Genomic DNA, 18,000 nt, shown 5'->3' on the forward strand with positions numbered 1-18,000 from the left:
TCAACTGTTAGAGTTCGCAACCAGGCTCAACAGCTTTCAAGAAGCGGGCTAGCAGTGCACACCCTACAGTTAGTAATTTGCACACTGGACACCCTACTGATTATTTGTGTCGAATTAGCTCGTAAATTTCCACATAGTCTTTAGCTGGATATTTCCAGGAATTGTCACAATTCATGCCTTGAAGCATGAGTTTTTCAAATTCATCATGATAGTCATACCACAATCCGATCGCCCGATCGAGCGCCGACTCTAAAGCTGAGTAGTCGCTTTGGTAAAACACGTAACCGTTGCGCTCTTCCGGGAGGTGGCGGGTGTCGTAATCTCGATCGAACACAGTATTCACCAAACCGCCAACTCCCCGTACCACAGGAACAGTACCGTACCTCAACCCAATCATCTGAGTCAGGCCGCAGGGTTCGTAATTACTGGGAACCACAATCATATCCCCACCCGCGTAAATTAAGTGCGACAATTCCTCATTAAAACCTAGTTCTAAATGGCAGTCTGGATTGTCATTTAAAAAGTATTTTTCGTGCTGGAAATGAGCGTTAATTCCCGCTTCCGTCGCGGAACCCAAAAGGACGAATTGCGCTCCCTTACTCAGAGAGTAATAAATTGCATGGTGGACGAGATGAACGCCTTTTTGGTCGTCCAAACGACCGATAAAGGTAATAATAGGCTTGTCCGCATCGCGCAGGAACAGCCGATCGCGCAAAGCTTTTTTAGTTTTGGCTTTTCCTGCCAAATCATCCTTAGTGTAGTGGTGCGGAATGTAGCCATCACTTTCTGGATTCCACACATCGTAATCGATGCCGTTGAGCACCCCGCGAAACTTCTCTTGATACAAGTGCAAAGTGTGACCCAAACCGTAGCCGAACTCGCCGAGGTGAGCTTCCCAAGCGTGGTGCGGCGAAACGGTGGTGACAAAGTTCGAGTAAACAATACCACCTTTCATAAAGTTGATAGCAAAAGGGTTAAAGTTATCTCGCAGGCGAGCGTAATCAAAATAATAATCATCTCGATTCAAACCCGTGGCTTGCAAAATATCGCCACCTCCCATGCCTTGATGTTTGAAATTGTGAATGGTATAACAGACTCGCTGATTTTCCATCCAATTGTATTTGTAAATTTCAAACAGCATGACTGGAACCAAACCAGTTTGCCAATCATGACAGTGAATCACATCGGGACGCTTGTTGCTTCTGAGCAAAAATTCCAAAGCGGCTTTGCTGAAAAATGCAAACCGCATATTGTCGTCATTGCACCCGTAATAACAGCCGCGATTAAAAAAGTTATCTTGAGAGCGAGGTTCGATGAAAAAACACAACTGCCCGTGCACCCAGCCGCACAAGACATCACATAAGATTTCGCCGCCGTACCAGGGTACCGCGAGATCCCGATAAGCCTCGTGAAGTCCCCAAATGTGGTCGTACCTCATGCAGTCGTACTTGGGTAGAATAACCTCGACGCAGTGGCCGGAATTCTCTAACTCCCGACTCAAGCCGTAAACTACGTCGCCTAAACCTCCTGCTTTGATGACGGGGGCACACTCCGAGGCAATTTGTACTATGTACATTTTTTTTCTCGCTCCTGGATGAATCAAAAAATATTTTCTTAACTTGACAAAGTATATGATTTCTAGGCAGATAAGCAAGTCGGCCATTGGGAATACAGGGAAAATACGGGCTGCTAGCGGATGTTGAGACGGATTTGGGCGATCGGACTTTTGCTTAAAATACAGGTACGGACACGGCAGTGCCGTGTCCGTAATGTGCCAAAGTGCAATCGATCGCCTGTTTTTCCAGGTTTTGCAACAATCAAACTAACTAATTTGTCAAATCCATTCGTTTTGAGCGATCGCATCTCTTGTCGCTGTCAATAACTCAACCCAAACCCATAGCATCATTTTCACATATTAATAATTTACCTTTCCCCTGATAAAACCAAACATAACCCTCCCCGCCGCCTTTGCCAAAATGACCTAATTTTCGATACTCTTCTTCAATCCCCTTGGTAAATCCTTTAACCAAATCGCAATCAGCTATCAAAGTTTCACCTTGTTTGAGTTCGACAACCTTAGCCGGGGAACTTGTAGCTGCTACAACAGTAGCTTTTTGTTCGCGCAAAGCTGTAACAGCAATTCTCCACCTACCGTCATTAGAAGCAGCCACTTGTCGGAATTTAAGTTTTTTAGCACCGATAACTACATTGTCCGAACACAACTGAAATATACCGTCATCAAACTCCCACTGCTCCCCATCCAAAAGCTCGATCGGCATATAATGCAGAAAAAGCCCTTTTTGTCTCGGTTCCAGTTTCACAGTACCAGTCCCTTGATATACGGGAGCGTTGTAGTCCATTTCCGTTGTCAAAGATACGCACATATCTTTCAAACGGTTATACGTTTTATAAACACCAGAAATCAATTTCCCCAGACACCAATGCAGCGCACCTTTTTGAATAATCACTCCCGAATTGTTCAAGTTAATTTCTACTTGCTGAACGAGGAGAATATTCTTAGTGGGATGGTAAAACTTATGGGTTTCAGAATTGATGTTATTTTGGATGTACTACAAATCCGTCGGCTCCAAAACCTTGATTTCTTATTTCATGATTTACCTCGCATATTTACTTGAAATGTGTTAAACATTTGAGCGGTGATTTGGGGCTTCCGCGAACCCGGACTTATCTTGTGAAATTTATGTTTTGCAGACATCCTCTGCTACTGTTAAATTATCTAGCTATATTAGCAATAGCAGACAGCGCTCCTCCACAATTGTTGAGAAAAATTTATGCCTGCGATCGCAAAATCTCCCAATTTACCGATTTTACAAGAAATCAACTCAGGATTGCCCAATATTTGCGGCTCCGAAGCAGAAATCAGTGCCGCAGCCAATAGCAACGAACCAATCTTTCTACCTACCACAAATCTGCGCCTCGAAAACATTCAAGCCGGATTCGCCTGCGCCCTGCATATGCACCAACCGACAATTCCTGCGGGTGCAAACGGCGAACTAATCAGCAATCTCCAGCATATGTTTGAACATCCCAACCAAGGAGATAACCACAACGCCGGAGTCTTTGCTTGGTGCTATTCTCGTATGGGAGAATTCATCCCACAACTAATTGCTGAAGGCTGCAACCCGCGAATTATGCTCGACTATTCGGGCAATTTATTGTGGGGATTGCGCCAAATGGGACGCGACGATATCTTTGATAATCTCAAGCGGATTACCTGCGATCCTCAATATCAACCTCATGTAGAATGGCTGGGCACAATGTGGAGTCACGCCGTCATTCCCTCAACTCCCATTCCCGATATAAAACTCCAAATTCAAGCGTGGCAACATCATTTTGCAGCCATTTTTGGCATAGATTCCCTGAAGCGCGTTAAAGGTTTTTCGCCCCCTGAAATGCACTTTCCAAATCACCCAGATACACTTTACGAATACATCAAAGCTTTGAAAGAATGCGGCTATCGCTGGTTGATGGTGCAGGAACATTCTGTAGAAAATCCCGACGGTTCGGGATTGTCACAAGACCAAAAATATATTCCCAACCGTTTGGTGGCCCGAAATTCTCACGGCGAAACAATCAGCATCACGGCTTTGATTAAAACCCAAGGTTCTGATACGAAATTGGTCGGTCAAATGCAGCCTTATTACGAAGCCAAAGGACGCAATAAACAGAAAATTGGCAATGTCACAGTTCCTTCTTTAGTTACTCAGATTGCTGACGGCGAAAATGGCGGCGTGATGATGAATGAATTTCCCAGCGCTTTTGTCAAAGCTTGGCACGAAAACCGCGAACAAGGCGGGGGAAAATCCGGTGTTGTCGGTTTAAACGGCACTGAATATTTGGAGATAATTGAAGCGGCGGGTGTTAATCCTGACGATTATCCTGTTTGTCAGGGGATTAACCAGCACAAAATCTGGCAGCTAGTCGATCCTGATAGTGCGACGCCGGAAAAAGTTGAAAGTGCGATCGCCCAACTCAAGCAAACAGACCATAATTTTCACATGGATGGTGCTTCTTGGACTAACGATTTGAGTTGGGTCAAAGGCTACGAAAATGTCTTGGAACCGATGAATCTACTCAGCGCTGCATTTCACAAAAAATACGACCCGCTGTTGCAGCAAGATGCGACCGTTACCAAGCAGTTTGAATACCAGCAAGCTTTGCTTTACAACTTGCTGCTACAAACAAGCTGTTTCCGCTATTGGGGACAGGGAACTTGGACTGATTACGCGCGCGAACTTTACAACCGCGGCGCTGCTTTAATGAAGTAGCAGAATTTATCGTAGGGTGCCCCGGAAACAAACTGTTTGAACAGCGCCAAATATCTGTGCTGAAGCACCCTACAGCTAGAAAGCTTCATGGATAAAGAGAGGACTTTAGTCCTCACTACAAACACCGACTTACCAATTACTGCCTACATTTCCTGCATCAACCGCAAATAGTTTTGCCGCATCTGCGTCATATTTTCCATCATTCTATTAGCCATATCTTTCTCAACATCGCTCATTTGCTGCCAAAATAAAGCCGATCGCCTCGCCATAATTGCCTCTTCCCACAGCATCTCCAAAAGTTGTGCCGCCATTGGGTTTTCAGCATCGATAATCCCACACAATTGCTGGAAAGCCCGGTTGGCTTCGGTGTGACTACCAACATCCTGAGCCAGCGTCAGGCATTTTTTGAGTTGTACGATCGGATTTTCAGAAGAGTAAGCCATAATTTCACGAAGATAAGCGACAAAATTTACACTGATACCTTTGACATTACTAGAGTTTTGACACAGCCGTAGAGTTCCCTACATACCACCGCCAAGGCAAATCAGTTCCTTGAGAAATCCCGATCCGCGTAGTTTGCACAAAATTTATTGTACCCTCCTCCACAGCTTGCTGAAAGTGAGCGCTCCGGTGTTCCAACCGCAGCGGTTGGCCTGCACCCAAGGGAAAACCGCTTAAAGTTCGATCGATATCCAGCACCTTACACAGTTTCCCAGGCCCGGCGGCGAGGCGCGATCGCTTCTTATCGGGAATTCCAGCGAATTGTTGGGGAACCGCATCTAGCTGCAAAGCTCGAATCAGCACAGCACTAGCAACTCCCTCTGCATCCGTCACCACGTTAAAACAGTGATACATCCCGTAGATTAAGTAAACGTAGCTCATACCCGGAGGCCCGAACATCACCTCATTGCGAGGAGTTCGCAGCCGATAAGCGTGACAAGCGGGATCTCCTGGACCGTAAGCTTCGGTTTCGACAATAATTCCCCGAATCGTCTCGCCGTCCGGAAACTGCCGCACCAGCGAGCATCCCAGCAAATCTGGCGCTACGCTGGTAGATGGTCGCGCCAGCCAAAAAGATTCTACAATCTGAGTATTTGCACTCACTCAACAACAGGTAAATTATGGACGTTAAGTTAGTTTTAGCAGTCTTGACAGCAGTTTTCACCGTTTGCTGTCTGTTCTTTGGTACAAAAAACGGATTCTACGATACTGACAAGTATCACGGTAACGGTTCTGCTCACTAATTTTAGGTGGCTGTTAGTTACTTAAAAAAACCGCTGTCTGTTTTTCAGACGGCGGTTTTTTTAAGCAACCACAGAGGCCACAGAGGACACAGAGAAAGAGAAAAGAGAGAGCAGAAAGAATGAAAAGAAGTTGACAAATGAGGAAACAGCAGATTGCTGTCTTTGCTGCAATTAAGGATGAATTGTGCCATCGGGCATTTTAGCTTCTTGCAAGCTAGCATTCGAGAAGTCAGCGCATCCCATGAGGTTGAAACGCATTGTCGCTCCTCGATCCGTTGCTTTCATATTGAAACCAACTACTGCATTTTCTGGGTTGTTCTGTTCTGGAACAGCGAGGACATTAAAATCCATATTTGCTTCTTTTTCATTCGCATCAAGGTTGAAAGTGATGCCGGCACAGCCCAAATCAGCTCCCGTCAGGTTGGCTCTATTTAAGTTGGCATTTTTGAGGTTGGCATTGGTCAACTTGGCTCCTGATAAGTTAGCACCTTCTAGATTAGCTCCCTGCAAGTTGACTCCTTGCAAGTCTAATCCTTTTAGGTTGGCATTGCTGAAATTGCATTCGGGACACTGTTTGGTTTGCAGCAATTCCTTGACTTGGTTTTGTTGATTTGAAAAAATTAGATATTTTACCGCAGTAAATACAACTGCGATGGACAATCCAGCAGTAAATAAATTATTTAATTTCATACATATCCGAAAAGCTTCGGGGGCTTTCTGTCGCGGTTAATAGATTTCTACAATAGTGCGATCGACCTCTCCAGAATTCCCACGAAAAAATTGCAGGCATCTCCGACAAGCAGTCCGGCGCAATTAAACACCGCCAGACTTATACATCCCGCCTCCTTTCTGTCGCCAGTGCAGCTTTGAGCTTCGGACTCGTGCCGTCCGTCTGCTTAACTTTGCTTTGAGCAGTCCACAAACGGAATTTATTGTTACACGAAGGCGCGCATTGGCATATATCTGCGGACTGAAATAAAAGAAACTTTATTTATATCCCTGGAAAGAGGAAATTTTCGAGAGACTGGAGGATAATTAATATACATAAGTCATACTGTAGCTGCGCTGTTAAGTTCTCAGCAACTACTTTTTTGTCAAAATTGCTTTGAGAAATTAATTTACTTACAACACTGTTGGCAGCAGCTCAGGTTCCTCAACCTCGCCAGAATACACCACCTATAATCCCGACAATTCGGAGCGGCAATGAACACAATCAAATCCGAACCCAAAAGATCGCGCTTCATGGCTCTGCTGCTGACAACGCTGCTGACCTTTCCGTTTATGAGTGCTTGCGGTTCTAGTCAGGAAAGTTCCGCTCCCCCGCCTCCTGTTGACAACACTCGGGCTGGACGAGTGCAAACTAATCCGGGTTCCGCTCCTAGGCCACAAGCGAAAAAAGGACTGAGCAATGCTCAAAAAGTAGGGATTACATTAGTCGGAGCAGCCGCCCTTTACTACCTCTACCGCCAGCACCAAAACAAGCAAGATAAGGGGCCACAGGGAAAATATTACCTTTCCAAAAATGGTCGCGTTTACTACCGCGATGCCCAGAATCGCCCTCACTGGGTAACGCCCCCGCCTGAAGGAATTAAAGTTCCGGAGTCCGAAGCAGGGCGTTACCGGGAATTCCAGGGGTACAATAACCAAAATACCGGTCGTGACCTCACAGGCTTGCCGGAAGCTACAGCTCCAGTTCCGGCACAGTAGCCTAACCATTTGAGATTTTAGATTACCGATGAGAGATTTTCCCTTAAATCTGGGATTCTTAATCTAAAACAGCAGTTTTTCACCACATAAAAAAGAGGAACTTTATCATGGTAGACGGATTTTTTCGGAAGTTAAAAGATGCGATCGTCGGGCCAGACAGCGAGCAAGTCGATCCTGATGGCAATTACGAAGATCCCTCAAATCCCGGACAGTTCGGCAACGTGACCCCTGCCAGCGAAGACCCCTACGGCGACCCGGCAGACTACGCGGATGCGGGACAGTTCGGTAACGTGACCCCTGCCAGCGAAGACCCCTACGGCGACCCGGCAGACTCCTACGTAGCGGATGCGGGACAGTTCGGCAACGTGACCCCTGCCAGCGAAGACCCCTACGGCGACCCAGCGGATGAGGAAGGGTTTAGTTAAGTCAGTTGGCTAGACAAATTATCTGGTAAGCAACAGCACCCCTGCGGGGGTGTTTTTTTGTTGGGAAATACCACGAGTGAGCCAAATATGAGCGGAAAAGGGAACTATTGAGGGGATAGTGAATCTGAAACCCTTAACCAACAAGAGAATTGTTAAACGGAGAGGGTGGGATTTGAACCCACGGAACCTTGCGGTTCACCTGATTTCAAGTCAGGCGCATTCGACCACTCTGCCACCTCTCCCGGCGCATAAATTTTATCATACCAGCAATTGTCTCTAACTACAAATAGCCGCCGATTCTGTGCGCCGATAAAGAATTTGTTCTCTTTCTACCCCGAAATCTTGCCCTACCCATACCAGAGATACTTCCGACACCGATCCATTTTCCAGCAGGACGATCGAGAAATTCCGCAGTTTCGAGCACTCTTTCTCCACAATTCGCGGTACGCTGGCCGCATTCAAATACACCGTACCCTCCGCACTCACCTCCAGCGACTTCCGCAACTCGTGCTTCGTGTGCCGCAGTTTGTGGTGCATATGACCAAAAGTTACCAGAGGTATGTGCTTCCCAGAACTCCGAGTTCGATCGATCGCGTCCGCAAAATCCGGGTCGCCCCAATCCCCTCCTAGGGGCTTCCAATCTCGCCCGCAGGGGTCTTCAGGAGCCTCTCCCAACCCCGTCGGACCCGTGTGACCCAAAAAAATCACATTTTCGCAATCGGCCTCCGCCGCAGCCGCTGCTATGCGTCGCGCCGACTCCTCAAAACTTTCTACCCCAAACCATTCCGAGTAAAAATCCGCGTACTTCCACTCCGAACCCCCCCAAGTAAACGGGCGGCTTCCCACCACAGTTACGCCCAATTCTGGAAAATCCCGTTTCCGGTAACCGACGTGAGCTTCTCCCATTAAATCTAACTGCTGTTTCACCCAATTTTCTTGAGTGCGATCGTAAGGGCACTGACTGCGGCCCCACTCTGTCGCAGTGTACCAAGCGTCGTGGTTCCCAAACACCGCTGCTTTCGGAATGTCCAATTGGGCGATCGCCCGCACCACCTCCACCGACTCATTGCCAAAATCCCCCACAAACAGCACCAAATCAACGCCCAGATGCTTCAGGGCCTCGCCGTCTTCCGCTTCCCAGCGATCGTGAACGTCCCCCACCACCGCAATTTTGATAGATTTAGCTTTATTCATGTGATTTGTTATGTGCGATCGATCCCTAGCCCCTTCTTACTCAGCATAAGAAACAGCGACCAATTTTTGCACTCTCCCGCAGCATATTTTGGATTTTAGATTTTAAATTTTAGATTGGCTCCACTGAACAGCCAGCACTTTTTGGTGAATTCAACTATAATTCAAAATACACTTTAGCTCTCTTCGCCACCTTCCCCGGAATATTCTAACTGTGTTTACCACCGCACCTGCTCCGAACTTTACTCAAACCCGACTGCCCAACGACTTGTTTGCAGCTATTAACGCCCTCAAACAAGAGTTAAACGCCGTCATTCTCGCCCACTATTACCAAGACTCGGACATTCAAGACATCGCAGACTTCATTGGCGACTCCCTAGAACTTGCCCGCAAAGCCGCCAACACCAGCGCCGATGTGATAGTTTTTGCCGGAGTTCATTTCATGGCCGAAACCGCAAAAATTCTCAATCCCGACAAATTAGTATTGTTGCCAGACTTAAATGCTGGGTGTTCCCTCGCCGACAGTTGCCCTCCCGAAGCCTTTGCAGCTTTCAAAGCCGATCGACCAGGACATTTAGTAATTTCCTACATTAATTGTACCGCCGCAATTAAGGCAATGAGCGATATAATTTGCACCAGTTCTAACGCTGTTAAAATTGTTAACCAAATTCCCGAAAATCAGCCGATAATTTTTGGGCCCGATCGCAATCTCGGCCGCTACGTCATGGAACAAACAGGCAGAAACATGGAGATTTGGCAAGGAGCCTGCATCGTCCACGAAAACTTCTCAGAAAAAAAGATAGTTCAACTCAAAATCGAAAATCCCGAAGCGGAAATAATTGCCCACCCAGAATGCGAACCTCCCGTGCTGCAGCACGCCAATTACATCGGCTCTACCACTGCTTTGCTCAAATATTCTCAAGCTAGTTCCAGCCAAGCTTTTATTGTCGCGACTGAACCGGGAATCATTCACCAAATGCAAAAGCAAGCTCCGCACAAACGCTTTATTCCCGCTCCTTCAACCAATAATAACTGCGCTTGCAACGAATGCCCGCACATGAGATTAAATACCTTGGAAAAATTGTATCTCTCGCTAAAAAATCAAACCCCTGAAATTACCATGCCCCTAGATATTCAACTAGCCGCTTTGCAGCCCATCCAGCGAATGCTAGAAATGAGCTAACCGCTGGCTACTTTTAAGTAAATACATTGTAGGCTGGGTTCGGCGCGGCGATTAAATTAAGTCATTGCCTAACCCACCACCATTAATCGATAATTCGTGAAGCAGTGGTTAACTCTTTGTCATCCTCAGCACTTCATTCCTTTAAAACTTATCACCAATAAATAATGATGCCAGAAAAACTGATTGTTTTCACTCGCTATCCCGAACCGGGAACAACCAAAACTCGACTTATTCCGGTACTGGGAAAAACAGGTGCTGCCAACCTTCACCGCTTGATGGCCCAACGGACGATCGCGTGCGCTCTCTCTCTGCAAAAATCCCGCCAATTATCGGTAGAAGTTCACCGAGCCGGCGGCAGCAAACAACTGATGGAAGAGTGGTTGGGAAATGAGATTATTTTTCAAAATCAAAGAGACGGTGATTTGGGCGCAAGAATGACAGCAGCATTTCAAAACTCTTTTAATTCCGGGGTTGAGAAAACTGCAATTATCGGCACTGATTGCCCTGGTTTGAAAGCAGAAATCATGGCACAAGCTTTTGAGGAATTGAGCCAGCACGATTTAGTTTTGGGCCCGGCAAAAGACGGAGGTTATTATCTGATCGGGCTACGGCGATTGATACCGGAATTATTCGGTGGAATTCACTGGGGAACCAGTCAAGTATTGGCTGGTACGCGGGCTATCGCCCAAAAGCTCGACCTCAATATTGCTTATCTTCCAACTCTGGCAGATATTGATCGACCCGAAGACCTCCTCGGTTTAGATATTAATATATTGAAATAACTAAACTCTATTTAATCTATTTGAAATATTAGCAAGTGTCATATTTAATTAGATAAAACTACTTGATTCTGAAACCAGAAGGTCATAATATAGTAATTGTATTTGTCTAACCAAATGCTGAATCTCAGTAGCAGTTAGACAGCGCTTGGGACAATAGTCCCAGGCGCGAGAAGCAGCGGAAAATTACCAACTAAATTAGCAACTAACAGATCAGCTTTGTACAAAACCCGCCCTGCCACAGGAAAGCCCAATGTAGGCGCGGGCCCGGTGTAAAAAATGAGCAACTAAGAGCTTGTTTTTTACAAAACTCTCCCACGTTAAGGCCAAATGTACGGGGGCTCCTGGGGTCAGAAATCGGCAAAATCAGCTTTGGACAAAACTCGCTCTCTCTCATGGGCTGCTTATTTCTGTATGTCGCCAGAAAATCCCTATCTCAAAATTTCCATTATCATTCCAGTCTTAAACGAAGCACCTACAATTGCCCGAGTCATCTCCACCGCCCTTGAGGCCAAAAATGTGGAAATAATTGTCGCCGACGGCGGCAGCAGCGACGGTACTACAGATATAGCAAAATCTTTTGGCGTCAGAGTTCTCTCCACCGCCCCAGGCCGTGCCACCCAAATGAATGCAGGTGCTGCTGCTGCTACTGGAGATATCCTACTGTTTCTCCACGCAGACACTCTTTTGCCTCTCGGGTACGACTCAAGCGCGCGTCGGGTACTAGCTAACCCCTCCGCAGTCGCGGGGGCCTTTGAACTCAAGATTGACGCCCCCAGGCTCAGCCTCCGGCTGGTAGAGAGAGGGGTAAACTGGCGATCGAACTTTTTGCAAATGCCCTACGGCGACCAAGCTATTTTCCTCCACGCAGTTACCTTTGACAAAATCGGCGGTTTTCCCGGCTTGCCCCTCATGGAAGACTTTGAATTCGTGCGCCGATTGAAAAAACAAGGCCGCATCGAAATAGTACCCCAGCCAGTGCTGACATCCGCCCGTCGCTGGCAGCAGCTTGGGGTGATCGAAACCACCGCCATTAATCAAATAGTAATCATCGCTTATTTCCTGGGAGTGTCGCCCGATCGACTCGCTTTCTGGTATAAGAGGCAAAAGAAAAATTCTTCCAAAAACTAAAGAATAGTGAACTTTTCTAAAGCTCGCCGTTAATTATGTAAATAGGAAACACGTCCCTGCGTAAAATATGACTTGAACGCCTCAACTTTATTACACTGCGAGGACAAACAGAATATGGCCGATCCCAGAGATGCAGAGCTTATTAAACCCTTTAACGGCGACCCCTTCACGGGTCATCTAGCAACTCCCATCAGTGCTTCTGATTTCACAAAAGCATTCATTGGGAACTTGCCCGCTTACCGCAAAGGACTCTCGCCCCTAATTCGAGGCCTAGAAATTGGTTTGGCACACGGCTATTTCCTTGTCGGCCCCCAAATCGTCTTCGGACCCCTGCGGGATTATCCAGAAGCAGCTAATCTCGGCGGATTATATACAGCCCTCGTCTTAGTTCTGCTTGGCACACTAGGTATGTCTGCTTACGGTTTAGTCTCTTTCAAACAAGACAACACCAGCTACCCTAGCGCTAATCCCATGACCCCTGATGCCCTCAGAAATGCTGAAGGGTGGAGCCAGTTTACCGGTGGTTTCTTCATTGGCGGGATGGGCGGCGTCTTTGTTGCCTACTTCTTACTCGAAAACTTTAACGGCATCGATGCCATTTTCCGGGGTTTAGTCAACAATTAGGCTTCACTCCCAAATATCCCTGTTGGAACACACTAACTTTAGTTTGGAGAATTTGATATGACAGGTTCCTACGCTGCTTCTTTCTTGCCTTGGATTTTGATTCCGCTAATTACCTGGCTGATGCCGGTTGTGGTAATGGGTTTGTTGTTTATCTACATTGAAAGCGACGCCTGAGCCTTACCCCTAAAGTAAGAGCTAAGTTGGAAAGCCGAAGTAAGACAATTGACGAATAATTGCTCTGAAATTTCTAGATAAATCTAGGGAAAATCAGCAAAAATTGTTTTGAGATTGCTGGCTATCAGAAAACTTAGTTTCTTTACCCCCATCTCCAGAATTTATCTGTAGAGCAATCTTTCAGTTTTCTTCCTTCTGAACTCGTAATTGCAAAAAAATCCTCTGTCGGCAGGCAGAGGATTTTTTTGCCAATAAGACAAATCATCCGCTCAGAGCACACAAATTGCCAAATTCTGAGCCACAATTGTTATGGAAACCTACTAATGAGGAGACAGCGATGCAATTTTTCCCAGCACGCCGCATCTTAGCTCCATTCCTGATCTCGGTACTGCTGTTAGTGACCGCCTGCAGTCAAACCCAAGCCCCCTCCCGCTGGGACAAAGCCCAGGTGGAAAGCACCCAAAAACCTGGTAAAGCCAAGCAGACAACTGCTGATAAATCAAGTGCTAGTAATCAAAACCTTCCCAAGAAGGCAGTTGCAGGCGGTAAGTTAAATAAATACTTCCCGGCTTCGGGCGGTGGATTTGATCGCGTTTTTGCTCAAGAAAAATCCGGTTTTGCTGAAGCTAAGCTGAACAAAGGCGGTAAAAATGTCGCGGTTCTCTCGATTAACGACATCGCCGGCAACCCCAGCGCAGGTGCAAAATTCCAGCAAAGTACCAAGCAAATCAGTGGCTATCCCGCTGTTAATCAGGGTGCTAATATCACTGCTGTTTTAGTGGCAAATCGCTATCAGGTGAAAGTTCAATCCCGCAATCCCTCTTTTACCGCTAGCGAGCGCGAAGCTTGGCTGTCAAAATTTAACCTCGGCGGTCTCGCACGCCTCAAGTAGCAATCTCTTTTGTCACACTCCGCGCCCGACTCCAGTCTGGCGCTATTAGAATTAAGTCTGCCAGAATGAGACTGTGAAGTTCTTGGCATCTGCCAAAAGTAATACCTTTGATTCCAGTTCCAGCAAAAGGAGTTTTTTGTGAGCAAAACAGTCTTTGAATTAGTCGATCAACTGCCTCAAGACAATATGACTGTCAAAGCCCTGCGAGCGCTTGACTTTGTGGTTCCCGGTGAGTGGAACAATTTAGTTGGCTTTGAAAATACCATTCGCACCGTTACTGGCGAAACTGACGAAGAACTGATTCAGCAAATTGGCGATCGCGCCATCTACCTCTACAACGATAAATCTGAGGGCTACCAGCGTGCTCTGTGGCTTTACCAAACTATTGACAATGCGGACAAGGCTTTGGGTAGTGCCGCCCTCGCTAACAAAGTCTCCCAAAATGTGCCGTTTTTATCGATGCTCGGCAATCTCACCCCCAAGCCCGAAAAAGCTCAGACGATCGACCTTTCTTTAAAGTTAGTCGTTGAGTTACTAGCTTTTTGCCAAATTAACGGCCTTCCCGGCGACAGCATTGGCGATTTTGCTGCTTCCTTGGGCGACTACGGCGGCGAATCCCTGATGCGGATGGCTGCTTTGGTTTGTTTTGACGGTTTGATTCCCCTGGGCCCGGACTTTATCATGGCAACTCAGTCTTGGATTCAAAAGCTCTCCCCGAACGATTTGCAAGATAATCAGGCATTTAAGTCGATCGGTGGCATGATTCCAGGGGGCTCTCCCGCTGGCCAACTCGGCTTTATCGGCGAAAGCTTTAACTCGGTTTCTGGCTGGATGAGCTCTTTTGTGAGCGATCGAGGTTTGACTCCCCAAAACGTACTTGGCCACTTGCAGAGTTTTGTGGAAATTTCTGCTGACAAGGTGGACTACGTGGGCGCATTCCTCGACATGACTACCAACTACTACGAACACACCGGTATTCAAACTCTCGCCCGCCGTTTGATTGAACGAGCTGTCGCTGAGATTTAGAATAACCAAAGGAGTTGTGATATTGGCGGGCGATCGCCCTCTGAGAGTGTTTTGAGTTCAAATTTTTTTGACTAGCCATTTTCTCAGGTTGGTTTTCGCTCAAAAGTGTCCGCGATCAAAAAAGTCGATCGCCCGCATCTGCACTCACAACTCCTTTTACCGATCACTTTTAAAAGGAAGCGTTAATGCCAGAAGAACCCCAAAATCCTACTGCTGGAGAATCGGAAACTCCCAGTGCTTCGATCGAGAATGCCCCGAGTTCCGACGTACCCGAGACAAGCGACTTTCCCAGCACTGACAAGCCTCAGCCGGCTGCTAAAAAGCCCCCAGCTAAGGCCGAAGGCGACAATCCCCCAGCTAAAGCTAAAAAGGAAAAAGCACCTGCTGTTGAAGACAAGCCATTTGCGGAATTTATTCAACAAGATTATTTGCCGGCTTTGCAAACTGCTTTGACTAAGCAGGGCGTTAAGGATTTAGAGGTGAGTTTGGCAAAGCAAAAACTCCCCATTGCCGGCATGAGCTCCGCCGGTGATTGCTGGCAGGTAATTGGTAAATTTCAAGAAGGTCAGCGCCAATTTAACCTGTATTTTCCTCAAGAAAATATTCAAAGTCAAAGGGCGTTTTCCTGCGCTGAAAATAATACCAAAACTAGCACTTTAGAGCCTTTTTTGATAGATGAGCGCAAGGTGACACTAGACCTCATGGTGTTTGGCGTCGTCCAGCGACTTAACGCTCAAAAATGGCTAAATCTTAATTAGTCAGTAGTCATTAGTTATTAGTCCTTAGTGGCTTGTCTTCGGGGACTTACTAAGGAGTGTCAGGGCGGGTTAATTGTAATATAAACTTTACCCCTCGCCCAATCTCTAATTTTGCCCCGACTGACTCAGAAGTGAGAAATCATAGCTAATGACTAATGACTATTGACTAATGACAGATTTTCTTCGGATTTTGTCAAAAAATTGCGAGCTTGCATAATCCCGTAAAGGTCAACATCTGTTTCTAACAAACAAGCATGACCGCTGTTAGCCAGCACCACCATTTGAGCCTTGGGAATTACCTTGACTAAAAGCTTCGCTTCTACTAGGGAAGGCAGCAGCCTATCGGCACCGCTAGCAATTACTAGCGTCGGCTGTTTGATGTCACGCAACTGATTTTCGTCAACATTAAACGATCGCACTAACGCCAATCTCCACACAGACGTGTTTTGCGGTACTGCTTGCATCGCTTCTAGCAAAGCGCGGCGATCGTCGCGCCCAATCTTTCCTAATGATGCTAATATCGGCAATAAACCGATTACCGACAGCGGATAAAGGTTGGCCGGCAGCCACTGAGTCAGGTACGATCCCCACTGCACCCAAGGCTGCTGTCGAAACGAAGAAGCTGGATTGACTAAGATTAATCGATCGCACAATTGAGGAGCTTCTAAAACAGTTTTCATCGCTAAACAGCCCCCAAATGACTCGCCGCACAGATAAATCGGCCGCTTCGGCTTTCCGGCTTGCTTTTCTGCTTCAATTAACGCAATTGTTTCGCTAACCAGTACCTCCCAACTAGCCATGTCGTCAGCCGGTACAGTTAAGCAGCGAATGTCGAAATCATTTGCTAATTTAGAAATTTGGGGCCGCAGCAGCAAACCACTGCCATCCATACCGGGAAGAAATACAAATAAAGGGCGCTCGGGTTTCGGCGGTTTGGGGGTTAGGAAACGAACCTTGTTGTTAGCATTTGCCATGATTCAAATCAATCGATTTTAGATTTTAGATTAAAGAATTGGAAATCTGACACCAGCCAACAGTCAACAAACTTACAAACTTACAAACAACCTCGTTGGAGTAATTCTGCAATCTCTCCCTGACAGTGGTCTGTGAGTTCAGCAACGACTGCTTTGGCTTTTTTGCCTCGATATTGCTGCTGTCTCTCGACAGTAATCCAGTAAGGCCGGCCGATTAAAACATTAACTCGCTGATAAATTATCACAGGATGCCACCCCGATCGATCGAACAGCGGTTCCGAAGGATCAAAAAAACTCAACAACTTGAGCGGTACACCCGATCGTACCGACTTTTCCTCAAAAGAACTAATCGCCACCGGCAAAACTGCCAAATCCCGCACCGGAGCCCGGAAAGCCAAATGAGCAAATCCTCGCTGAAACTTACCCACAGTATTCGGCTGAGTAAAATTTACCATCGGTTCTGCACCCTCTGGAAACACCCCCACCATCGCCCCGCCTTGCAGCAGGGCCGTCGCTTGAGAGAAAAAATGCTGCTGTCGGTGCTCCGGTGCTTCCAAGGGGAAAGCGCCGAAAGTCGTGACCACTTCCCTCATCACCGGAACTTGACCCATGTAATGATGACAAGCAAAGCGGATCGATCGACCCAAAGCCGCTGTCAGCAGCACAGGATCTAAGAAACTGCGGTGATTGCTCACCACCAGGACCGGACTCTCTTGGGGAATCCGGTCTTCGCGGTACACAAAGGTCTGCGTTCCCAAACTAGCCAGGAAACAGCGCGAAATCAGCAATTTGCTCTCTGAAGACATGGGCCAAAAGACAGGTGGGACGCGATAAATGTTGATTCTATTCCCATGCAGCTTAACATTACTTTACTAAGTTGGGGCTCCCTCAAAAAGTAGACTTTCCGCTTATGCCTTTGTTTCGTAATCTTGGAGGCACGGGTGGCCATCACCTTGGTTTTTTGGCGCGTTTACTTCTAGTCAGCCTGCCAAAACCCTAAAAAACCGGGTTTCTAGGCGTTGGAGTGCGATCGCGAACTGTTTGGGCCGAATTTCCCAGTCAGAAGCAAAAATTTATCAAGTGTTGTGGCAACTTATTAAAGAATGTTTACAACAACCCCAAAACCTAGTTGCGACAGCTAAACTTAGAAATTTACAGTCGGCATTGACGCACTGTCAAAGTATTTTTGGACAAGTCGTAATAGCAATCTCGCGAGGCATCAAATGAATAACATCCAAAACTATCGCCTTAAATGTACCCTCACCTTTGGCGACATTTACGGTCAAATCATTGTTTGGCTGATAGTCATCTTCCTAAGTCTAGCGTCGGCACTGGCCTTGTGGAGTAGCGCCCGCCAAATTTACGCCTTGGCTACCGTCGGCTTGATTTTAGTGCTGTCTCTGCCCTTCTTGCTGTTTGCTTTCGTTACAACTCTGCTAAATAACATTGAAGTGCTTGCCGTAGAGCCCGGCACGGAAACTCAACCTTCTGCAACGGGAAATCAGTCCAATCAGCAGTCTGTCGAAAGCGCCGGCTAGTCCAATTTAAAATTTTAACTTTTGATTTTCCATTCAAATCAAAAGTTAAAAAACTTCCTGCTCTT

22 protein-coding genes and 1 tRNA gene are annotated in these 18,000 nt (G+C 46.8%); 13 read left to right on the top strand and 10 right to left on the bottom strand.

The window, feature by feature from the left end; translation table 11 throughout:
• Nucleotides 1-100: 100 nt before the first annotated feature.
• The 3 genes from glgA to QT994_RS09010 all read right to left on the bottom strand — a co-directional run bounded on the left by glgA (nt 101) and on the right by QT994_RS09010 (nt 2,567).
• On the bottom strand, nt 101-1,576 hold the full coding sequence (glgA, locus tag QT994_RS09000) for a glycogen synthase GlgA (protein WP_333173560.1): 1,476 nt from the start codon (nt 1,574-1,576) through the stop codon (nt 101-103).
• Between the two features lie 113 nt (nt 1,577-1,689).
• Entirely contained in the window at nt 1,690-1,863 is a 174-nt protein-coding gene (locus tag QT994_RS09005; protein ID WP_333173563.1) for a hypothetical protein, read from the bottom strand.
• A 20-nt stretch (nt 1,864-1,883) separates the two neighbouring features.
• A complete protein-coding gene (locus QT994_RS09010) occupies nt 1,884-2,567 on the bottom strand; it encodes an AIM24 family protein (protein WP_333173715.1) in 684 nt (227 codons plus the stop codon).
• A 225-nt stretch (nt 2,568-2,792) separates the two neighbouring features.
• On the opposite strand from QT994_RS09010, the gene QT994_RS09015 reads away from it, so the two are divergent.
• Nucleotides 2,793-4,289 (top strand): glycosyl hydrolase family 57, encoded by a 1,497-nt coding sequence (locus tag QT994_RS09015; RefSeq protein WP_333173565.1) that lies wholly within the window; start codon nt 2,793-2,795, stop codon nt 4,287-4,289.
• Between the two features lie 143 nt (nt 4,290-4,432).
• On the opposite strand, the gene QT994_RS09020 is transcribed toward QT994_RS09015, so the two are convergent.
• Both QT994_RS09020 and QT994_RS09025 read right to left on the bottom strand, forming a co-directional pair.
• Complete coding sequence (locus QT994_RS09020; protein WP_333050161.1) at nt 4,433-4,732, bottom strand: hypothetical protein; 300 nt, start codon at nt 4,730-4,732, stop codon at nt 4,433-4,435.
• 49 nt (nt 4,733-4,781) lie between these two features.
• Nucleotides 4,782-5,393 (bottom strand): DNA-3-methyladenine glycosylase, encoded by a 612-nt coding sequence (locus QT994_RS09025; protein WP_333173567.1) that lies wholly within the window; start codon nt 5,391-5,393, stop codon nt 4,782-4,784.
• 17 nt (nt 5,394-5,410) lie between these two features.
• Between QT994_RS09025 and QT994_RS09030 the strand changes: the two genes are divergently transcribed.
• The gene (locus QT994_RS09030; protein ID WP_006633228.1) at nt 5,411-5,533 is read left to right on the top strand and encodes a hypothetical protein; all 123 of its coding nucleotides are present in this window, start codon (nt 5,411-5,413) and stop codon (nt 5,531-5,533) included.
• Between the two features lie 171 nt (nt 5,534-5,704).
• Here the strand turns inward: QT994_RS09030 and QT994_RS09035 are convergent, their stop codons facing one another.
• Entirely contained in the window at nt 5,705-6,223 is a 519-nt protein-coding gene (locus tag QT994_RS09035) for a pentapeptide repeat-containing protein (RefSeq protein ID WP_333173571.1), read from the bottom strand.
• Between the two features lie 513 nt (nt 6,224-6,736).
• On the opposite strand from QT994_RS09035, the gene QT994_RS09040 reads away from it, so the two are divergent.
• Together QT994_RS09040 and QT994_RS09045 are read left to right on the top strand one after the other, a co-directional pair.
• Complete coding sequence (locus QT994_RS09040) at nt 6,737-7,240, top strand: hypothetical protein (RefSeq protein ID WP_333173573.1); 504 nt, start codon at nt 6,737-6,739, stop codon at nt 7,238-7,240.
• Between the two features lie 107 nt (nt 7,241-7,347).
• Nucleotides 7,348-7,665, top strand: coding sequence for a translation initiation factor (locus QT994_RS09045; RefSeq protein WP_333173575.1), 318 nt, complete (start codon nt 7,348-7,350; stop codon nt 7,663-7,665).
• 157 nt (nt 7,666-7,822) lie between these two features.
• On the opposite strand, the gene QT994_RS09050 is transcribed toward QT994_RS09045, so the two are convergent.
• Nucleotides 7,823-7,907 (bottom strand) — tRNA-Ser (locus QT994_RS09050).
• Between the two features lie 34 nt (nt 7,908-7,941).
• A complete protein-coding gene (locus tag QT994_RS09055; RefSeq protein ID WP_333173577.1) occupies nt 7,942-8,859 on the bottom strand; it encodes a TIGR04168 family protein in 918 nt (305 codons plus the stop codon).
• 211 nt (nt 8,860-9,070) lie between these two features.
• Between QT994_RS09055 and nadA the strand changes: the two genes are divergently transcribed.
• The 8 genes from nadA to QT994_RS09095 all read left to right on the top strand — a co-directional run bounded on the left by nadA (nt 9,071) and on the right by QT994_RS09095 (nt 15,423).
• Nucleotides 9,071-10,039, top strand: a complete 969-nt coding sequence (gene nadA / locus QT994_RS09060; protein ID WP_333050148.1) for a quinolinate synthase NadA — start codon at nt 9,071-9,073, stop codon at nt 10,037-10,039.
• Between the two features lie 164 nt (nt 10,040-10,203).
• Nucleotides 10,204-10,821 (top strand): TIGR04282 family arsenosugar biosynthesis glycosyltransferase, encoded by a 618-nt coding sequence (locus QT994_RS09065; RefSeq protein ID WP_333050146.1) that lies wholly within the window; start codon nt 10,204-10,206, stop codon nt 10,819-10,821.
• A 327-nt stretch (nt 10,822-11,148) separates the two neighbouring features.
• Nucleotides 11,149-11,949, top strand: coding sequence for a TIGR04283 family arsenosugar biosynthesis glycosyltransferase (locus tag QT994_RS09070; protein ID WP_445243888.1), 801 nt, complete (start codon nt 11,149-11,151; stop codon nt 11,947-11,949).
• 114 nt (nt 11,950-12,063) lie between these two features.
• On the top strand, nt 12,064-12,573 hold the full coding sequence (locus QT994_RS09075) for a photosystem I reaction center protein subunit XI (protein ID WP_333050145.1): 510 nt from the start codon (nt 12,064-12,066) through the stop codon (nt 12,571-12,573).
• A gap of 57 nt (nt 12,574-12,630) precedes the next feature.
• Nucleotides 12,631-12,747, top strand: a complete 117-nt coding sequence (locus QT994_RS09080; RefSeq protein WP_293127047.1) for a photosystem I reaction center subunit VIII — start codon at nt 12,631-12,633, stop codon at nt 12,745-12,747.
• A gap of 337 nt (nt 12,748-13,084) precedes the next feature.
• On the top strand, nt 13,085-13,639 hold the full coding sequence (locus tag QT994_RS09085; protein WP_333050144.1) for a hypothetical protein: 555 nt from the start codon (nt 13,085-13,087) through the stop codon (nt 13,637-13,639).
• A 138-nt stretch (nt 13,640-13,777) separates the two neighbouring features.
• Nucleotides 13,778-14,665 (top strand): hypothetical protein, encoded by an 888-nt coding sequence (locus tag QT994_RS09090; RefSeq protein ID WP_333050143.1) that lies wholly within the window; start codon nt 13,778-13,780, stop codon nt 14,663-14,665.
• A gap of 185 nt (nt 14,666-14,850) precedes the next feature.
• Nucleotides 14,851-15,423 (top strand): DUF2996 domain-containing protein, encoded by a 573-nt coding sequence (locus QT994_RS09095; RefSeq protein ID WP_333173579.1) that lies wholly within the window; start codon nt 14,851-14,853, stop codon nt 15,421-15,423.
• A gap of 152 nt (nt 15,424-15,575) precedes the next feature.
• On the opposite strand, the gene QT994_RS09100 is transcribed toward QT994_RS09095, so the two are convergent.
• Both QT994_RS09100 and QT994_RS09105 read right to left on the bottom strand, forming a co-directional pair.
• Nucleotides 15,576-16,397, bottom strand: coding sequence for an alpha/beta fold hydrolase (locus tag QT994_RS09100; protein ID WP_333050138.1), 822 nt, complete (start codon nt 16,395-16,397; stop codon nt 15,576-15,578).
• Between the two features lie 80 nt (nt 16,398-16,477).
• The gene (locus tag QT994_RS09105; protein WP_333173581.1) at nt 16,478-17,203 is read right to left on the bottom strand and encodes a lysophospholipid acyltransferase family protein; all 726 of its coding nucleotides are present in this window, start codon (nt 17,201-17,203) and stop codon (nt 16,478-16,480) included.
• Nucleotides 17,204-17,620: 417 nt separating this feature from the next.
• Between QT994_RS09105 and QT994_RS09110 the strand changes: the two genes are divergently transcribed.
• Nucleotides 17,621-17,935 carry a hypothetical protein gene (locus QT994_RS09110; protein WP_333050135.1) on the top strand — a complete coding sequence of 105 codons (315 nt, stop codon included), beginning with the start codon at nt 17,621-17,623 and terminating at the stop codon, nt 17,933-17,935.
• Nucleotides 17,936-18,000: the final 65 nt, after the last annotated feature.

Origin of the sequence: Microcoleus sp. S13_B4, from assembly GCF_036700885.1 — a bacterium.
Classification (GTDB): Bacteria; Cyanobacteriota; Cyanobacteriia; order Cyanobacteriales; family Microcoleaceae; genus Microcoleus.